The following is a 21,127-nucleotide window of genomic DNA, read 5'->3' as shown; positions in this document are numbered from 1 at the left end:
GGATTTAAAAAGCCGATATTTATACGAAGTATAAAAGAAAAGTGAGGTTGCCTATATTGAGATTCAATCGCTACATTGCCTTTAGCATTGTTGCATCTAGCGTATTGTGTGGGGCTAGCTATCAAAATTGGAATGGGGGAAATTTAAATGGTGGAGACATTGTAAATATTACCAACGACTTCAAAAACACCAATCCCACAATTCTCAATAGTGACTTAACCATCAATGGTGGCACTGTTAGTGCAAATATTACAAGTGATTCAAGACAACAGCTCAACGGACTAGTTGCCAATTTTACTAGTGGCAATATTACTTTTGGAGGGAATGGAACAATCGACTTTAATGTCAATGTTCAAGGCTCTGTAGGACAACCCTCATTTTTTAATCTTTCTGGTAATACTTCATTGACAATCTCTTCAGGCATTAGCATTACCTCATCAGGACAAGCTGTCTCTGGAGGGATTTTTAGAGCACAAAATGGTGCAAGTCTAACTTTTAGCGGAGATACAACAATCAATGGCAATGGCAACACAGCCATCACGATGGGGAGTGGAGCTCTTAGTATCAACTCTTCTGGTGGAAAAAATGTGCAAATCTCAGGAAATATCAACGCAGGGAGTGGGACAAGCACCATCAAACTTGATAGTCAGGACAAAATCACAGGAACTTACACAGGTAGTGGCAATCTTACACTTGACATTGACGCCTCCACTTACGCAGGAAGCGTAACCAACAACGGCACAAACAGCACTAGCACTATCAATATCACTAATAGAGGACAACTCCAAGGCACACTCACCACGCAAGGACAAAAACTTAACCTCACAATGAATAATGGCTCTATCACCCAAAGTGTCAATTCCACTGCTCAAAACAATACAGCCACTCTCACAAGCTCTACCATCACAAACAACGCCTCTTTTAATGGAAGTGGCACAAATAACGTAACAATGAGTGGGGGGAGTATCGGTGGAAAACTCACAGCAGGAAATGGGACAAATACGATTGAGATTAAAGATAGTGCAAGAGTGAATGGTGGATTTGACGCAGATGGCACTACAATGCTGACAATGGATAGTGGGACAATCGGTGGCACTAGCAATATTCAAGGAACAAGTTTCACAGCCGAACTCAAAGATAAATCCAATCTAGGCACTCTTACCTCATCAGCCTCTACAAACGACTTCAAATCAGATAGCTCAACTATCACAAGCCTCACACTCAATGGCACAACAAAAAATGAAGCCTCTCTCACAAATACCAATGTTACCAATGGAGTGTCTTTGCAAGGGGGAAACAATAGCGTTACAATGAATGGGGGGAGTATTGGGGGGAAGCTTACCACTAAGGGAGGGGGGACAAACAATGTAACGATACAAAGTAATGCGAGTATCAGTGGTGGATTTGACGCTGATGGCACTACAACGCTGACTGTGGATAATGGGACAATCAATGGCACTAGCAATATTAGTGGGACAAGATTTCAAGCCATACTTACAGGGACAAATACTCTAGGAGATCTAAACTCCACAGCCACCACAAATATTTTCAATGCCTCAGGCACCACAGCCAATAATCTTAGTTTTTCAGGGACAAATCACTCTATCCAACTTGTAAGTTCAAATATTAACAATACTCTGACTACACAATCCAATGGAGGATTGGCAAGCATCACTTCAACAGATTCCACTATCAATAAAATCGTGCATTCAGATTCAAAATTTCAAGCAATACTTTATGGCAATACAACCATCACTCAAGGAATCACGGTTAATTCAGGGACACAGGCAGTAGTCCAAGCCAATGGAAACTCTCAAATCAATGGAGCTTCCACATTTTCAGCAAATGTTAATCAGGTTGGATTTTATGGAACTTCAGGTGGAGGAGACTTTGTTTTTAATGGAACAACACAGAACAATCTTCTTGCCTATGGAACCAATACAATCCAAAGTGCAACAATGACAGGTGCAATCAATCAAATAGGAGTAATGACCACGACAGCCTCACTTGTCATTCAGGGCGACGCCACTCTCACAGCTACAACAAGAAATACCGTAAAACTTGATAATGGGACAATCAATGGCACACTCACTACACAGGGCTTAACTTCCGTAAGCTCAGGACAAGCAGGAAATGCAACAATCAATGGGGGAATTCGCCATAGTGATGGAAATCTTACAGCAATTTTTAATCAAAACTCAAAAATCAGTAATGGGATACAAACCACAGGAGGGATAGGCACAGCACTTGTCAATCTCAACAATACAACCACACTTAGTGGGGATTCTTCATTTGCAAACCAAACAAATAAAATAAATCTCTACAATAGCTCCCAAGTCAATGGCAATATCACTTTTGCAGGAGGGACAAGCACTCTTACAGCTAATAGCGATTCAGCTATCACAGGGCAAATTATCAGTGGAGCAGGGACAGGGACAACAGACCTTACCATAAACCAAAACGCCACAATCACAGGGGGGATTGATACACAAGCAGGGGCAGGAAAAACCACAGCCAACTTCACCACAGATTCAAAACTCCAAAGTGGAACTTCTACTTTCCACTCCGATATTGACATTACTTTTGCAAATACTTCCAAAGCCATTAGTGAGACTTTCAATGTCGCTCAAGGCACAGCCAATATCAAATTTCAAGATAATGCAGAGATGCAAGGGGGAAGTATCAACAACAATGGGGGAGATGCTAATATCACTTTCACAAATAGCTCCAAAATGACAAATGGGACAATCAGCACCGCTTCAGGAGATACAACCCTCACAGCAGATACAAGTGCAAACCTCACAGGCACACTTACCCAAAGTGGTGGGACATTTAATGCTACCTTTAAAGATGATTCCCAATTCAATGGTAATGCCACCCAAAGTGGGGGGGATTCAACTATCACATTCAAAGATAATGCCAAATGGACAGGGAATTTTGATCAAAGCAATGGGGCTTCAAATATCACCTTTCATGGTATAGCCAATATGCAAGGAAACATCACCACTACTAATGGAACTACAAATATATCTTTTGATAACCAAGCCTATATCGTAGGAGATATCAAAGCTCAAGGGACAAAGAATGATGTAACTTTTAATAATTCACTTTTGAAGGGCAATCTCACTCTTGATGGTTTGGGAGATATTATGGGAAACAGCAAGGGAGATTTTACAAATAGCAGGATTACAGGCAAAGTTACAGGATATGATGAAGTAGAATTTAACCTCACCACTTCAGAAGTGCAAGGACAAATTTATCAAGGTCCAAGCGTAAATAACTCAGGAATGACAGGGGATTTCAAAAGCTCTCAAATCTTGGGGGGATTTGTAGGAGAACGATCAATCAACAATCTCACCCTCACAAATAGCAAGATAGCAAATGGGATACAGCAAAAAAGTGGCAAACTTACCCTCACTGCCACAGAATCCATCATCACAGGGGGATTTGAGGGGACACAAAATTCTGAAAATGATATTACAATGACAAAAGGAAGTCTAAGTGGAGGGATCAAGCAAACCACAGGAGGTCTTGACTTCCTCTCTGAAGGCACAACCATAGAAGGGGGATTCCAAGGGACAAGCTCCACTAACACTCTCAAAATGCTTGATGGGAACTTCAATAATGGCGATATCACTCAAAGTGGGGGAAGCCTCAAGGCTGATATTGTCAGTATGCAAAACATTGGGAGCTTCAATGGAACTAACAATTCTCAAAATGTTATCCACCTGATGGATACAACGATAGCAAATGTATCTCAAAATAGTGGAAGTTTGGAATTTAGGACAAACGCAGAAGTAACAGGAAATATCCAAGGCACAGGCAACAGCACTAATAATATCAGCGTTACAGGAGCGAATGTCGGAGGGACAATCTCACAAAATACAGGCTCTATGGATCTCTATCTCACAAATGCCAAGGTTACAAGCACAAATACTTCTATCAGTGCTACAAATGCAGACTTTGGACTCTATGCCAATACAGCTGTTGTAGAGGGTGGGATTACTCTCACCTCATCAAATACAAGTGGAGTATCCAATGCCCTCACCCTCAAAGGGGAGTTTAATCAAACCAATGGGGCTTCTAACCTCACTTTTGCAAATAGCACTTTTGAGGGAGATATCTCTATCACTTCTGCCACAAGTGCAAGTATGATTTTTACAAAATCAGAAATAAAAAATATTCAAGCCAATAATGGCTCAACTTCTTTTAATCTTACCAATAGCAAAATGGGGGATTTTTCAGGAAATAGAGGGACTCACTCTGTAACATTGACAGATTCTGATGCAGGGACTTTCACTCAAACCAATGGTAGAGAGCTTACAATCAATGCCACAAGCGGATCTACCACTCAAAGTATCACAAGCAATTTCTCCACCCTCTCTATCTCTTTAAATAATTCAAGAGTAGAGGGGAATATCAGCAATAATGGAGAAAATACCACTATCTCTTCTCAAAATTCCACCATTACAGGTGATGTTACACAAAGAGCAAGTTCGATGAACTTCAATGCTTCAGATACACAAGTAGAAGGAAAGTATAAGCAAACCGATGGGGTGAGTATGGTGAATTTCACAAACTCTTCTATCGGACAAGGGATAGATTTCACCACAGTGCAGAGTGGGACTCTTAGCTTCGCTCAAAATTCAAGGATCACAGGTGGATTTACCTCAAGTGATAGTCGTTTCTCCTTTATGCTTTTAAGCAATTCTACACTGAAGGGGGGATTTACTCAAACTCAAGGTAGTGTAACAGGCACACTTGATGGGGGCTCTTCAATCAGTGGAGGAAATGGAACAGCAGGACTTACTCTCTCTAGTGGCTCTACCACCCTCTCCCTTTTTAATAGCTCTAAGATTGAAAATGGTATCACAGCCACCGATCACACTACCACAATCCTTGTCGATGGCTCAAAGATTGATGGAAATATGACAATCACAGGGGGGAGTTTTGATCTCACAGCACAAAACAACTCCACAATCACTAGCCCTCAAATGCAAGTGCAAAACGCACATCTTAAACTCACTCTTGATACGACTTCAAAGTTTGAGGGGAGTTTAGAGCAAACAAACAACAATCAAGAAATCACAATCAAACAAAACTCTACCTTTACAGGCAATATCACAAACACTAACACCAATAGCATAATCCATATCCAAACAGGTGGGAAGCTTGAGGGAAGTTTAGAGCAAACCAATGGCTCACTCAAGCTTGATCTCTCTAATGATGGAAATATTACAAATGATGTTACACTAAGTGGCGTTACCACGACACTTTCAGGAAGTGGGACAGATAATAGTATCGGTGGAAATTTCTCTCAAACTAATGGTAGCGTTACAGGCTCGATGAATGGACTAACCCTTACAGGGACTTACACTCAAGATGGTGGGACTTCAAGTGTGAGCTTCACAAATTCAGCATTCCAAAATAACACCACAATCACAGATGCCACTAGCTCCTCACTCACATTTGATCATTCCATTCTCAAAGCCTATACTATCAGTGGAGGGGATGATAATACTCTCAAGCTCCTCAATGACACAACAATGACAGGGAATCTCACACTCAAAAATACAGCCACAGCAACGCTCAAGATGGATAGCTCAACGATTGAGGGGAATATAGACGCTCAAAACAACTCTACCCTCAACTTCAATACTCTCAATTCCCAAGTTACAGGCACAACCACAATTGACACAGGGGGACTCACAGGCATAGCCGATAGCACAAGCTTTGGTGGGGATTTCACTCTTACAGATACGACTTCAAATGTGAGTTTCACTAATGGAAGCACTATCAATGGAGATGTAACAGCCACAGGGACAAACTCTAATAATACAATCAAGTTTGATAACTCCTCTATCACAGGCAATCTCTCTCAAACAGATGGAGAAATCAGTCTTGATCTCTCCAATGGCTCTAGTATTGGAGGAGATCTCACATTTAAAGATACAAATGCTCACTTCACAGGCAGTGGGGCAGGAAATAGTATCGGTGGAAATTTCCTCTCCAAAAACTCAACCCTTACAGGAGATGTGAGTGGATTGACACTGACAGGGACATTTACTCAAGAAAATGGCACTTCAAATATCACTTTTAGAAATAACTCAAATTTCAATGGAGAGGTAACAATCAAAGACGCAACCTCTTCAAACCTCAACTTTACTAATCAATCAGGGATAAACAATACACTTACAATCACAAATGGAAATAATAATGCAGTCAATCTTAGTGATAATTCCTTTATCAATGGTGCGACTACCATCACAGGTGCAACAGCTACCATCACAGGCTCTAATGGTTCTTCTATCACAGGAAATTTGAGTGCTGACAATTCCACTACCACCCTCTCCCTCACAGGCTCAAGCTTCAATGGAAGTATCACCCAAAATCAAGGGACTATGAATCTCACAGGGACAAATGGCTCAAGTTTCACTACTCAAGGCGTTACAATCAATGGCAATGGGACAACAGCGACAACAAATGTCAATCTTGACACCAATTCCACCCTTACAGGCAATATCACAGCAGATTCCTCTACTCTCACTTTCAATCTCAATAACAACTCCTCTCTAGGAGAAGCAGGAAATCCTTCAGATATAAACCTCACTAATAGCACCCTCTCTATCACTGCAAGTAATGGCTCAAGCTTCAATGCCAATATTACAGACAATAACAACACAAACACCCAACCGCTCAAAACAGCCACTCTAGGCTTTAGCTCAGGCAGTGTCTATAATGGAAAGATGAACTTTAGTAATATTGACACCACAGCCACATTCACAGGCTCTACCCTCAACTCTGAAGAGATGACAATCGCAGGGGGAAGTTTCACACTCAAATATGATAGCTCTCCTAATGGTGGGGTGATTAGCAAACTCACAGCCACAAATACAAAGCTAGACATTACAGCCACAGGGGGTAGCCGAGCCTTTATCAATGAGCTTTCAACCACAGATAGCACCCTTGACCTCCTAGCAGAAAACAATGCAAGATTGATGGCAAATGTTACTTTGCAAGGCAACACAACAGCCACCTATACTGCCCTCACCAATGGAAATCTCAATGTCAATACAACTATCGCCTCCCAAGCCTCTACACTTGATGTCAATCTCAGTGGAGGAATGCTACAAGGGAGCTTCACTCAGACCGGCAATGGAGCTGGAGGGTTTAGTGTCGGAGATGTAGTGCTAGAGAGTGTAGGGAACTTTGGAGGAAGACTAGCAATCACTGATGATTCTCAGCTCAAATCCCTCTCGCTCAGCAATGATGAGCAAATCCTCTATACCAATGCCCTTTTTGCCTCAGCGTTTAGCAATCCGATGAGCTATGTGGATTTTACATTGGAATTTGATGATACAGCTACTACCTCTAGGGTAGGCAAAGAAATGATTGTCAAACCCAATCCCATAAATGGTCAGCCAATCCCTGACGCTCCCAATGGACAAACCTATGTGCGACAACTTCAAGTCAATACTCTAAGTGGAAATAATGGGCTTTTTAGAGTGTATGCAGATTTGGGGGCAGGACTAGCAGATAATATCTTGGCTCAAAAAGCAAGTGGAGATCACCTCATTCAAGTGCAATACCGAGCCGAGACTTTCCAAGAGATTGGGGGGCAAAGAATTGTCGTAGCCAAAGTTACAGATCCAACTACTTCAGTGAGCTTCAAAGGGACTCAAAGCGAGGTAGGGCTTACACGCTATGATACTGAAATCCTCAAAGAGAATTCAGCTGATGGACAAGGATTTGAGTGGATTATCGGACAAGCCACGCCTTCAGGGATTAGCTATAGCTCTAAGATTATTGCTTCCATGATTCAAAGCCAATATCGTAACTTTAGCGTTGAGATAGATAGCCTAGATAGACGACTAGGGGATCTCAAATATATCCAAAGGGATTTGGGGGTATGGATGAGGGGATATGTGGGACAAGGAAGCCAAGAGGCAAGGGACTTTAGTGTGGCTTCAAAAGATAATTATTATTCTGTATGGGCAGGGGTGGATTTCAACTCTTTGGGCTTGACTGTGCATAACTTTGCAGGAGCATTCTTCAACTACACAGCTATCAACACAGAGAGCAAAGACTACACAGCCAAAGGCTATAATGTCGCTTTTGGAATCTACAACACCTTTAAAGCTTTCAGTGGATTCTATGCTGATGTATTGGCAAAATACATTTATAGCTCCAATTCTTTTGAAATCAGCAACTACTCTTTGGCAAAAAATAGTCCAAGTATAAGTAACCACAAACTGCTCTTAAATGCTGAAATTGGGTATAGCTTTTATTATGGAGAGAAAAATAAAAGTGGATATATTGAGCCACAATTTCAGGTAACAAGTGGGTATATTGACAAATCCACTCTTGAAGTGGTTGATGTGAGTGGAGAGACAATTAGTGCTACAATGGCGAGAAATTTCCCTGTCAATATTAGAGCAGGTGTGTTTTGGGGACAGGTTTTTGGAGAAAAAATCAAATCCCATATCAAAGTTGGAAGCTCTTTTGCTTATGATGTCAATAGTGGTGGAGATCTTAGCTTCAAAGATAGCTCCACAGAACTTAGCTACAAACAAGATGGCGATTTTAGAATGATTTTGAGTGCTCAAACAGATTTTACTTTTAATGACTTTTTCAAGCTCTATGCAAGTTTGGATACAAGCTTTTTTGGGGATTATAATGTCGTGTATTCTGCAAATGTAGGGCTTAGAATGACTTTTGGAAGGGCTAATAATCGAGTAAGAAATGTCCCAATGGTCTATAACCCCTATACTCCACCTGTGGCAATCAATGACGATAAACGCACCGTGCCTGTGGTAAAACGCTACACTACAAAAGATATCGATCAAAACTATGCAGGAAAACCTAGAAAAATAGAAAGCTATATTGAGGGCAATCAACTCCCCACACGCACTCCAAATGGCATAGGAGGATATAGCTCTCAATCACGCCAATCTGTCCGAGATATTACAAGTGAGGTAAGCTTCTGATGCGTATCTCTCCTGCTATCACTTTATCTGTCTTATTGCTTGGAGGGGTGGGGCATGGAGTGGTGCCAGATCTGAATGGACAAACTCTTGATAAGGTAGATATCAAAAACGATGAAACTTTGACAATCAATAGCGTGGGTGGGAGTAATATCATCAAACAGCTCCGAATGTATTGGCTCAAAGATGGAGCAGGGGTAACATTCAATATCACAGGGGGGAGTCTTGATGTAGGATTAACCCTCAACAATGCAGATAAAGCTCAAAATAATGTAGCTTTCAATATCAGCAATGGTGCTTCACTCACCCTCACAGCAGGGGCAAATGGTATGGGGAATGGTGTGTTCCAAGGCTCAAATACTACACTTCAAGCCACAGTAGGAGGGATACTTAAGGGAAATCTTAGTAATGATGGAGAAAGCACTATCACAATCAATAATGGAGGAGAAATACAAGGAAATATCACCCAAATAGGGGGGACAATGAACGCCACTATTGAGGGGACACTTACGGGAAGTATCACCTCTACAAGTGGGGTAACTACAACAAAACTTTGGGCAAATAAAGATCAAACTCCTGCTAACCCAACAGCCACAATCACAGGAAATATCTCTATTGAAGGAGGGGGATTAGAGGGGATTGTCAAAGGCTTGACTTTGAAGGGTAACTATACTCAAACAGGAGGAAGCTCTGATATTGCCTTTCATCACTCAGATTTTCAATCAGCCACCACCCTCAGTGGAGCCACCACGACCATTCACTTCTACTCTACCAATCTCAAATCCATCTCAGCCACCAATGGCACAACTACAATCAATCTCAAGGGGGATCAAAAAACAGGGACGAATGGTGCTTCAGGCTCTACAATGGAAGACTATACAGGGATAGGGGGTGTGGGGTTATTGAGGGTAGTTGAGGGTTCTTCGACAAAAAGTGTTTCTCAAAGCGGTGGGACACTCACTCTCCAAGCTCTCAACTCCACAATCGATGGCTCTATCACAGGCTCAAATGGTGCTACACTTGATGTCTTTCTCAACACTCGCATCACTCCTACAAATCAATGGGATCAAGAAACCATATCAGGAGTAAAAAGTAAAGTCAATGGAAGTATCACAAATTCTAATGGTGCTACACTCATTGACTCTAGCAACTCAGAAATCACAGGAAGTATCAATCAAACAGGTGGGACACTCAAAGCTACGCTTAATAATACAACCCTAGATGGAAGCTACACCCAAAATGGAGGGCAACTCACCTTGTTTAGAGCAACAGGCTCTACTATTGGGCAAGGGATGATTATCTCTTCAGTTACACCAGGCAACACAATTCCACAAATCAGTCTAAGTAGCACAACAGTGAATGGAGGGATTAAAACTCGAACAATTAATGGGGGGATTAGCGGACAGATTACCGACAATTCAACCATTAATGGAGGATATGACCAAACGGGAAGAGATCGTGTTTATTTAAATTTTAGCAACTCCACGCTTAACAATGGTGTTCAGGTAAGAGATGGAGGGAATGCTAGGGGAAATCTTGCACTCTCTACAAGCTATGATACAGCGTTGCTTTTTGACAATAGCTCAACACTCAATGGAGGAATCATTTCCAATAATCACTCTATCTGGGTAGAGCTTGATAATAGAAGCACAGAAGAGGGAGATATCACCATCACAGGGGGAGATGCTTATATCAGTGGAAAGGGTAATTCAAGTTTTGAGGGAGATCTGACTTCTCAAGATACAGGAACTACAAGTCTATACCTTGATAACTCCACTTTCACAGGCGACATCACTCAAACAGGAGGCAATCAAAACCTCACAGCACTTGATAGCTCTACTATCAAGGGAAACATCCTCAACAATAATACAAATACAAACTTTGAGCTTCGCTCAAACTCAAAACTTGATGGATCTTACACTCAAAACAATGGCTCACTTGATTGGATACTAGGGGGAGAGGCTATCGTTAGCGGAGATGTTACGCTCAATGATGTGAATACCACTCTTGGCAATGGAGCAGCAGTAGATAAACTTGAAACCTTTAAGGGAGATTTCACTCAAAATGGAGGAACTCTTAGTGGGAATCTTGGAGGACTAACTCTTGAGGGTGCTTTTACTCAAAATAATGGAACTTCAAATATCACATTTGAGAGTGCAAATTTTCAGCAAGAAACCAAACTAAATAGCCCAGATCAAACCAATATCACTTTTGATAATAACTCTCAACTCAAAACCACCACTTTAAGTGGAAGTCTAAATGCCAACAACTCTTTCACACTTGATCACATTACAACTCTTGATGGAAATTTTAATTTAGTGCATTCCAAAGTAACTTTGGGTGTCAAAAATGGCTCAAAAATCACAGGAAGTATCAAATCTACTGATAACGACAATGAGCTTAAACTTGACTTTGAAGGCACTGATAATGAAATTGGGGGAGATTTAGAAATCAGCAATGGAAGTCTTGATGGAGACATCACAGGCACGACGATGAATGGAGCTATCAAGCTCACAGATGCCACAACTCACCTTCATATCATCGATTCTAGTGTAAATAAAGGGATAGAAATCACGCGTGGATATACATTGCTTACGATTGATAACTCAACCATCGGCACAGGCTTTACAATGAGCGGGGTGGATAATCAAGGCAGAAATCCTACACTAGGACTGAGTATCAATAATGGAAGCACAATTGAAGGAGATTTGACTTTTACTGATACCAATGCCACCCTAGGAGGATTTGGAGACAACAACACCATTACAGGAAACCTCGTCTCCACAGATTCAATCCTCATCACAGGAGGGGATGATTATGTTCAAGCAGGACACGAACCTCTCCCCACCTCAATCTCAGGAATGACAATACAAGGGACACTCAAGCAAGAAAATGGCACATTTGATCTCACATTCTCTAATAACTCAGATATCCAAGGCACAACCACTCTAAACAATGGAGATAAATCCCATCTCACACTTCAGCAATCCAAAATGGGCGAACTTGAGATTATTGAGGGAGATGACAATCTAGTCATCCTAGAGGATCAATCCACACTAGAGGGAAATATCACTTTCACAAATACAGAAGCCACACTCAAAGCCCTAAGCCAATCAACCATCAAAGGCGATCTTACAGCCACAGCCACAGCACCCACAACTCCCAAAAGCCATATTCTCCTAAATAACTCTACTTTCATAGGCAATATCAATCAAACCAATGGAGAAATCGATCTTAATTACACCAATGGCTCGGCAATGACAGGCGATATCACCCTTTCAGGATTGGAATTTCTAGCCACACTAGATCGCTCAAGCATTACAGGAAATTTCACAATAGGTGATAGTCAAAATACAATCACTATGAACAATGGCTCTTCAATCAATGGAGATTTTGTCTTGACAAACAATCCTAGTTTTACACTTACCTCCTCTGGCTCAACTATGCAAGGAAATATTACTCACACAGGAGAGATAGGAAATGGGGATGAGATTACTCTCAATTTCACTAACAACTCCACCCTCAACAATGGCACAATCAACTTCACAGGAAATATGGCTATTGATTCCACAAACTCACAGATTAACTCCACAGGGGGGATCAATCTAATGCTTGGGACTCTCAAGCTCACTCTCACTAACTCCACAGGGACGATTGAGAGCATAACCACAGCAGGATCTAACACCATCACTATCCTCACACAAAACAACTCAAACTCCACAATCAATTCCCTCAAAATGAGTGATAGTTCCACCCTCACTCTCACAGGGCAAAATGGAGCGATTCTCAATGGAGATATCAAGCTTGAAGGGACTGCCAATGCCATTATCACCTCTCTAAGCAATGCCAACCTCAAAGTCAATCTAACTCCTGCGACAGGAACAACAGCCACTATCACTCTCAATGGTGGTATCCTAGAGGGGACAATCAATCAAGCTCAACCCCAAGTGGGGACAATGACACTAGGGACAGCAGGGGCTTTTGGAGGGAGATGGATTGCCACAGGGGATTCTAACATCGCAACTCTCAATATCACAAACTCTTCAGGAAATGTCGCCAATGAAGCTCTAATGCAACAAGATACCTATAACACCACCATAAGCCTAGCAGATACCACAAGAGATGTAGGAGGGGCTTCAAGGATTGGTCTTGATATGGTGAAAGCTGGAGTTGCACCCACAGCAGGACAAACTGCAGAGAGAACTATCAGAGTGGGAAATCTAAGTGGATTAAATGGTGTATTTAGAGTCTATACAGATATTGGAGCTGAGGCAAGTGATAAGATTTCAGCAGTTAATGCTAGTGGAAATCATATTATGCAGGTGTATTACAACCCTGCCACATTTACCACAGAGATAGGCGATCGCTATATTGTCGTAGCCCATGTCGATGATGAGCAAACCACAGCAAACTTTGAGGGTGGGACAACCCAAGTGGGAACTCAAAGCTATAAAACAGATTTGAGAAAAGTAGTTTCTGAAAATGGAGGATTTGACTGGATTTTGGGGAAAACCCAAAGTGGTGGGGCAAACTATGGGACAAAAGTCATCTCTTCAATTATGCAAAGCCAATATCGAAGCTATGTGTTGCAAACTGAGAGTTTGCGTCAGAGAATGGGAGAGTTGCGAGATATTAACCGAGTGCATGGACTTTGGGGGCGTTATGCTATGGGGACAACCTATACTCCTGAAGATGAAAATGGGGTTGAAATCACTGACAACTACTATACTGCTTGGGTAGGATATGATCAAAATGTGCTAGATCTTAAAGGGCAAAATTTCTATGGTTTTGCACTTAGTTATAGCTATGTCAATCCTGAAGGCAAAGACTATGTAGGAAATATCCACAATATTGGATTTAACTTCTATGATACTTTTGTGGCAAGAAATGATTTTTATATGGACTTTGTCTTCAAATACATTCTTACATACTCAGATTATGAAATCTCTTACTATAACCTTGCCAAAAACACTCCAAGCTACTTCAATCACAAAGTAATGCTAAGTGCAGAGATTGGGAAAAAGTTTAAGCTCACAGAGAGCAAAAACCATTTCTTCCTCCAACCTGATTTTCAAATCTCTGTGGGATATATCTTTGGTAATGAACTCTCTTTTGTTGATCTCTCTCAAACCACAATTGATTCTAATATCGGAGGCTCAATCCCACTTATCCTTAGAACTGGGCTAAATGCAGGATATAGCCTAAATACTTGGCTCAAATCAGATTTTTATGTAGGGACTTCATTTTTCTATGAAACCACAGGGGGAGGAAATGTAGATTTGAGCGATTCATATAATGATGTGAGTTATAGTCATAAAGGAGGATTCAAACTCACACTTCAAGGGGGATTTGATATTTTATTTACCGATAATGCAAGGGTGTATTTTGAGGCAGGGACAAGCTTTTTGAGTAAAACTAAGACAAATTATTCAATCAATGCAGGAGCTAGATTTTCTTTCGGATACAAAAATACTCGCAAACTCAAAGCCCCACCACTCACCACACAAGAGCCTAAAAAACCTGAATACGATCCTAGAAATATTCCTGTGATTACTGACTACACCACAGAAGATATCAGAAACAACAACTCTGCAACGCCCAAAACTCCACAAGGCTATGATAGTGATTACTTCATCAACACTCGAAAATTCTATCGTGATAGAACAAGCGTAACCAACAACCCCAAACCCAAATACTAAAAATCACTTAGCTTTTAATCCTCCCCCTATTTTTACTCTTTAGAGCAAAGAAAGTCTTACCCCCTAGCCCTTTTGGCATACTCCTCACCCACTTCAAATGCCCTTTTATTGAGCTCTAGCACTTTGCTTGGCACTTTTTTTTGCATTACAGCAAATACAAGCTCTCTATCCATACAACCTGAAAGCTCCACGCTCACCCCCAAAGCCACGACTGATTGAGTCACCACATTGCCTATCTCGTTTTTGGCAATAGAGATAAGAGGGATTTCTACAATCTCATATCTTGCCCTATCCTCCTCACTTGCCCTCACAAGATTGCTATCAATGACAATAATCCCTCCCTCTTTTATCCCGCTCTTAAAAGAATCAAACCCCACTTGAGCAGTTGAGAGCATAAAATCAATCTTCCCCTCAGTAGCATAAGGATAAAGTATCTCCTCTTCATCTAGCAAAATATCTACTTTTGTTGGCCCCCCTCGCACTTGGCTTGTATAACTTGCAGCCTTGATTCCATAGCCTCCACTCTCTATCTTTGCCTCTGCCAAAATCTCTCCTGCCAAAAGCACACCTTGTCCCCCTACTCCACTAAATCTCAATGCCTTTCTCACTTGCCCTCTCCTCTTGCTTTCTTTCTCACTTCCTCATAAGCTTTGGTGTATTCCACCCTTGCTTCTTGGTGCAAAACTCCCACAGGGAATTTCCCTGCTCTCTCTTCTATGGGGAGTGATTCATATTTGGCTTTGGAGAGTGTGAGGCTATCAATCCACCTTAAACACTCCACTGCCTCTCCCATTTTATTTTTTCTTCCAAGATTGATATGACAATTACTGAAAATCTCCATAAAGCTAAAGCCCTCATGAGCAAACCCCTCACTTAGGATTTTCTCAATCCTTTTGGGGTTTAGCACACTCTCTCTAGCCACAAAAGAAGCTCCTGCACTCATAGCCAAATCACAGGCATTGAAATTGGGATCAATATTGCCATATTGTGCTGTGGCAGTCCAAAAGCCTTGAGGAGTGGTGGGGGAGGTTTGGGAGTTTGTCAAGCCATAGATGAAGTTGTTGATAAGCACCAAATTTAGATCAATATTTCTTCTACAAGCATGGATAGTGTGATTTCCTCCGATTGCCAAAGCATCGCCATCTCCACAGACTACAATCACCTTTTTGCTAGGATTGGCAAGTTTTATCCCTGTGGCATAAGCCAAAGCTCTGCCGTGTGTGGTATGCACGCTATTGCAATTGATATAAGAGCTCATTCTTCCACTACACCCTATTCCACTCACCACACACACATCTTTCATATCCCAACCATTCTCTACAATGGCTCGGATAATTGCTTTGAGAATCACGCCATCTCCACACCCCCAACACCAAAGTGTAGGTAATTTATCATTGCGTAAATACGCACTATAATCAAACGCCATTACTTGCCTCCCATACTTTGCAAAATCATCTCTTTCATCACCAAGGGATCAATTGATCTGCCATCAGATTGTCCGATAAATTTCACTTCTCTTCCCAACACCCTCTCAATCTCTTGGAGATATTGCCCTTTATTAAGCTCTACTACAATCACTTCTCTATCTTTAAGTAGCTCTTTGATTCTCTCTTCTGCCACAGGATAGAGGAGTTTAGGAGAGAAGATTCCCACCTTTACCCCCTCACTTCTTAAAGCCTTTAGTGCCTCCATTGCTGAAAGATACACAGAGCCATACGCCACAATAACCACCTCTGCATCTTCTAGCTCACTGCTTGAGTAAGTAAAAAGCTCATTGGCTCTGCTTTGGATTTTTCCCACTAGGCGATCGATGAGGGCTTGAGAGAGAGCTTTATCTTCAGTGGGGAATCCTCCCTTGCCGTGATGAAGCCCTGTGATATGATAGGGATAGCCTTGGAAAAATGGATTTAGCACAGCAGGAGTATTCTCTCCCACACCATAGGGGAAATAATCCTTGCTCTCTCCACTAAACCTCTTGCGTGAAGAGATTTTTATCTCACTTACTTCAGGCAAGAGCACTTTTCCATACATATGTCCTATGGTTTCATCAAGCACCAAAAATACAGGCGTCATCAACTCTTCAGCCAAGTTAAAAGCCTCAATGGTTTTAAAATAAATCTCCTCTAGGGTTGAGGGAGCAATCAGCACAGCTTGAAAATCTCCGTGTGTGGGGTGCTTGAGAAACTCTATATCGCCTTGAGATACACGAGTGGGAAGTCCAGTGGAAGGTCCTCCACGCATCACATCAACAATCACTAGTGGAATCTCAGCCATAAAGCCATAGCCAATTTGCTCACTTTTGAGCGAAATCCCCGGCCCTGAACTTGCTGTCATTGCCTTACACCCACTCATTGAAGCTCCAAGAGCTACACAAATTCCACTAATCTCATCTTCCATTTGAATAAAAGTCCCCTCATTTTTGGGAAGCAAAATACTCATTTGATGAGCAATCTCACTTGAGGGAGTGATAGGATACCCTCCAAAAAACTTGCACCCTGCCTCAATCGCTGCCAAAGCGACAAGCTCATTACCATTGATGACTAACTCTCTCATACTCTCTCTCCTTGAGGCAATATAAAGCCATTTTCTTTGATCCTTTTGCCTCTCTCTTGAGCCTCAAAGCTAATTTTTGCAAAACTATAATCTCCCTTCTCTGCTACAAAAATCGCAAAGTCAGGGCAATGCAACTCACATTCCTTGCACCCAATACAGCTCTGAGGAAAACTCACTTCAATCACCTTGCCTAGCACTTTGTGAGAATCTAGCCTCATTGACAATACTCCAGCAGGACACAAAGACACGCAAATATCGCACCCCTTGCATCTCTCCTCATCTACCCATACAGGAACTTTTTCCATCAAGCCTCCTTAGATTTTGCTTTTAGGGGATTATATATCAAAAAATTATCTTTTGAAATTCTCTTGATGTTCTTTGTAGTTTGTTGAGAAGCTATGCACTCCGTTTTGGTTACGCACAAAGTATAAATAAGGCACATCAGCAGGAGAGAGAGAAGAGAGAAGTGCAGACTTTGAGATACTTCCACAAGGGCAGGGAGGGACTCCTTTGTAACGATAGGTATTAAAAGGTGTGTCATCTTCTCTTATGCGTTGAGGGGTGATTTTTTGATGAGAGTATTTCCCATAATTGAGTGAGCCATCCATTTGCAAGGGCATTCCTCTCTTTAGTCTGTTATACACCACAGCAGAAACTAGGGGCATTTCTTTGGCATTGGCAGCCTCTTTTTGGATAATTGAAGCAATTGAGAGGATTTGCTTCCACTCTTTTGAGTTGGTTTGATAGCCATATTGCTTGGCAATTTTTTCATACTCTTTTTGAGAGTAGTTAAGCAAATAGGCAAAAAGCTCATTTGCATTGATTCCATAAGGGACTTTATAGGTTTGAGGGACTATATTGCCATCTTCACACTCCACTCTCTCTCTATATGCCCTCCATAGCTCTTCTTTGGGGATTTGGAGTGTTTGAGAGATTTGCTCTATAAAAAACACGGCACTCTCCCCTGGTATGAGTGTAATCTCTTTAAGTGGGGGCTTGGCTTTAGTGAGTTTATAGAGCAAATCAGCTTTACTCATCTCACTTTTGCCCAAATCAATCCACCCACTCTGAGGTTTTCCAAAAAATCGCAAAATAAGAGAATCTAAAGCATTGACATCTACCTTTTGAGAGTGTAAATGTGCTACAATAGTTTTAATTGAACCCCTTGGAAGTTGAATAACCTCTGAAGTAAAAACCCTAAGATTGAGATAGAACAGAATGCAAACACAGACAAAAAAGACAAAACCCAAAAAGAAATCAATCATTCTCACTACACTATTTCTCACGCTTGCCCTTTTAATCCTTGGTTTGTTTTTTACGCTCTATCGTGGGATACATATCCAAAACTTGAGCTTTTCAAATATCAAATTACAAGGATTGTATCTAAAACTTGACAATAAGTTTATTTTTACCCTTGACAAACTCCAAATCTCCCCCTCAAACACCCAATCAAGCTTCAATATCCAAAAAACCTTGCGTTGGTTTCAACGCAGTCTTGTAGCAATGTCTTATTTTAAGGAAGTGGAAGTAAGAGATATTATCTTGCCTGATTCACAACACGCCTCAATCTTTTATGATGGCAAACGCTATGAATTGCTTTTTCCCTCTGTGATTGCTCGATTTGAGCTTACTCAAGATCAAAGCAATATTCACCTCAATATCCAAAAACTTGTCTTTGAAAAATACAAAATCAACACCATAGGAAAATTCATCTTCTCAACCACCAAAAACAAACTTGCCTTTAATGTCGTGGCAAACTCTTTTGAGGAGGGAATGAATGCAGAAGAAAAGCTTGTCATCAAAGGAAATTCCGATCTTCAAACCCTCAATCTAAGTGCTTTTAGCACCACACTCAAATCTCTTGATCCCTTCAAAGAGCAAATCAAAGAACTAAACTTCACGCTCTATAAGTGGCTATTTCAAAAATCTCAATTCAACAATGTGAGAATCACAAATCTTTTCTTCTCTGCTCCTTTTAATGAAAATTTTGCACAAAAGCTTTTAAAAAGCCTTTATGCAGAAATCACGCTTGAGAATGTTGCACTCCGATTAGAAGAAAATCTCCCTCCTATCACCACCCCACACCTAAGCGTAAAATACAAAAACGACACTCTAAGCTTCTTGCTAGACTCTCCTAGATACGAAGATCTCAAACTTGATGGAAGCAAAGTAGAGCTTACAAATTTTGGAGGGAATTTACAAACCATAGTTTCTATCAAATCCCAAGAGGCGATTTTGGATCAAAGGCTTCATCATCTCTTGCAAACTTATGATATTGATTTTGATATTCATCAAAAAAACTCAAATATCAATGTGGATTTAAAGCTCACTTTTGAGGCACAAGAAGAGGGAGTAGAAGTGGAGGCAAAAGGGATTTTAAAATCCCAAGATGCTGATTTTGATTTTTTTGGTTTCCCAATCTTTGCCCAAAACCTCAATGTGGTTTTAGACATTACCCCACAAGAAAAACACATCTTCCTCAATGATTCTAAGCTTTCATTTGAAAATCCTGAATTTTTGGGATTAGTGAATTGTGATATTAATCTCAAAGACAAAAAAGCTCAAGGAAAAATCAATCCTGATTATCTCATCATCAATGCCAATGACAACCCTCAATCACAACTTGATGAAATCCTTGAATTTTCAGGGCAAGAGGTTCAACAAATGCGTTTTGGTGTGGATTTTGCCGATACTCCTCTTATCACGCTAGAGGATTTCAAAGCCCAAATCTCCCTCTCTCCTACCAAAAACATTATCCTCAGCGATATTAGCAAACTCTATCCCTACTCTCCCCTACTGCAATATCTTGCAATCCACAAAGGCGAAATCGCAATCCAAACACAAGATTTCAAAACCATTTATATCCAAACTCAAATCTCAGACCTAGCCTACCCTCTCTTTGATAAAAAATGGAATCCAATCAAAGAGCTTCACTCTACAATCAAAATCACTCCAAAAAGGATTTATGCAAGTTCTTTAGATGAGAGCATTATCCTAGATTATCAAGATCATTTTCTCAAAGCCAATTTTGTGAGCAAAAACTTTGATTTAGACGCACTAGAGCAAAACAAGATTCCCTTCCTCTCTTTCAACACGCCCAAAACTCAACAAACTCAACAAACTCAATCCCAAGAATCCCCAAGCAATTTTCAACTCTATTTAGAAGCCAAAGATTCAGGGGTGCGATACAAAAATTGGATTGTGCCAACAGATGAAATCATTGTCAATCTCATTGATGGTAAAATCAAAGCCGATCTTACGCATAAAAATGGAGTAGCCAATCTTGATTTCTATGATGATATTATCAAGTTTCAAGCCAATAACTTTAGTGGCAATTTCATCAACCTTATTGCAGATAAAACGATTGTAGAGGGTGGGCTTTTTAGTGGTAAGGGGATTTACAAAAACAAAGTCTTAAGAGGGGAGATTGAGATCCAAAATACGATTTTCAAGAACTTTGCCACCTTGCAAAATGTCGTTGCACTCATTGATACAATCCCCTCACTTATAGTTTTCAAAAAACCTGGACTTGGAGCTGATGGCTATGAGGTAACTCAAGGCAGAATTACTTTTGATGTCAATAATGAGTATTTGGGACTGAAAAAGATTGATTTGATTGGAAGCTCTATTGATGTGCTTGGCAGTGGGGTTGTCAAACTAGAGGATAAAAGCATTGATATTGCTCTAAATATCTCGACAATTAAAGGACTTTCAGAAGTTTTGAGTAAAATTCCTATCGTTGGTTATCTTTTGTTGGGTAAAGAAGGTAAAATATCCACAGGTGTGGTAATCAAAGGAACACTTGATGATCCAAAATCAGAGGTAACGATTGCTGAAGATTTAATCAGTGCACCTTTTAAAATCATTCAGAGAATTTTTACAGGAGAATAA

At 40.9% G+C, this 21,127-nt stretch carries 8 protein-coding genes; 3 read left to right on the top strand and 5 right to left on the bottom strand.

The features are described from left to right. The first annotated feature begins 41 nt into the window (after positions 1-41). Both CQA58_RS00280 and CQA58_RS00275 read left to right on the top strand, forming a co-directional pair. Positions 42-8,987, top strand: coding sequence for a hypothetical protein (locus CQA58_RS00280; RefSeq protein WP_147288583.1), 8,946 nt, complete (start codon positions 42-44; stop codon positions 8,985-8,987). Beyond that, complete coding sequence (locus tag CQA58_RS00275; RefSeq protein ID WP_115568705.1) at positions 8,987-14,683, top strand: hypothetical protein; 5,697 nt, start codon at positions 8,987-8,989, stop codon at positions 14,681-14,683. The genes CQA58_RS00280 and CQA58_RS00275 overlap by 1 nt, the downstream gene beginning before the upstream one ends. 56 nt (positions 14,684-14,739) lie before the next feature. Here CQA58_RS00275 and CQA58_RS00270 read toward each other — a convergent pair whose 3' ends face one another. The 5 genes from CQA58_RS00270 to mltG are packed head-to-tail and all read right to left on the bottom strand — an operon-like array spanning position 14,740 to position 18,501. Next, complete coding sequence (locus CQA58_RS00270) at positions 14,740-15,291, bottom strand: 2-oxoacid:acceptor oxidoreductase family protein (RefSeq protein ID WP_115568704.1); 552 nt, start codon at positions 15,289-15,291, stop codon at positions 14,740-14,742. Continuing rightward, a complete protein-coding gene (locus CQA58_RS00265; protein ID WP_115568703.1) occupies positions 15,288-16,109 on the bottom strand; it encodes a 2-oxoglutarate ferredoxin oxidoreductase subunit beta in 822 nt (273 codons plus the stop codon). Before CQA58_RS00265 ends, CQA58_RS00270 begins: the two co-directional genes overlap by 4 nt. Then, complete coding sequence (locus CQA58_RS00260; RefSeq protein WP_115568702.1) at positions 16,109-17,236, bottom strand: 2-oxoglutarate synthase subunit alpha; 1,128 nt, start codon at positions 17,234-17,236, stop codon at positions 16,109-16,111. Before CQA58_RS00260 ends, CQA58_RS00265 begins: the two co-directional genes overlap by 1 nt. Next, positions 17,233-17,541 carry a 4Fe-4S dicluster domain-containing protein gene (locus tag CQA58_RS00255; RefSeq protein ID WP_115568701.1) on the bottom strand — a complete coding sequence of 103 codons (309 nt, stop codon included), beginning with the start codon at positions 17,539-17,541 and terminating at the stop codon, positions 17,233-17,235. Before CQA58_RS00255 ends, CQA58_RS00260 begins: the two co-directional genes overlap by 4 nt. A gap of 45 nt (positions 17,542-17,586) precedes the next feature. Beyond that, positions 17,587-18,501 carry an endolytic transglycosylase MltG gene (gene mltG / locus CQA58_RS00250; RefSeq protein ID WP_115568700.1) on the bottom strand — a complete coding sequence of 305 codons (915 nt, stop codon included), beginning with the start codon at positions 18,499-18,501 and terminating at the stop codon, positions 17,587-17,589. On the opposite strand from mltG, the gene CQA58_RS00245 reads away from it, so the two are divergent. Then, positions 18,455-21,127: a YhdP family protein gene (locus CQA58_RS00245; RefSeq protein WP_115568699.1), complete on the top strand. Its 2,673-nt coding sequence runs from the start codon at positions 18,455-18,457 to the stop codon at positions 21,125-21,127. The two genes, mltG and CQA58_RS00245, sit on opposite strands and share 47 nt — an antisense overlap.

The organism is Helicobacter brantae, from assembly GCF_003364205.1.
GTDB lineage: Bacteria > Campylobacterota > Campylobacteria > Campylobacterales > Helicobacteraceae > Helicobacter_G > Helicobacter_G brantae.
Note: the sequence above shows the minus strand (reverse complement) of the source record. Positions and strands in the feature narration are given on the sequence as shown.

Excerpts from the sequence above, each read along its gene's own strand:
- CQA58_RS00275 (WP_115568705.1), top strand. The coding sequence starts at position 8,987 with ATGCGTATCTCTCCTGCTATCACTTTATCTGTCTTATTGCTTGGAGGG.
- CQA58_RS00265 (WP_115568703.1), bottom strand. The coding sequence starts at position 16,109 with ATGGCGTTTGATTATAGTGCGTATTTACGCAATGATAAATTACCTACA.
- CQA58_RS00260 (WP_115568702.1), bottom strand. The coding sequence starts at position 17,236 with ATGAGAGAGTTAGTCATCAATGGTAATGAGCTTGTCGCTTTGGCAGCG.
- CQA58_RS00255 (WP_115568701.1), bottom strand. The coding sequence starts at position 17,541 with ATGGAAAAAGTTCCTGTATGGGTAGATGAGGAGAGATGCAAGGGGTGC.
- CQA58_RS00245 (WP_115568699.1), top strand. The coding sequence starts at position 18,455 with ATGCAAACACAGACAAAAAAGACAAAACCCAAAAAGAAATCAATCATT.
- mltG (WP_115568700.1), bottom strand. The coding sequence starts at position 18,501 with ATGATTGATTTCTTTTTGGGTTTTGTCTTTTTTGTCTGTGTTTGCATT.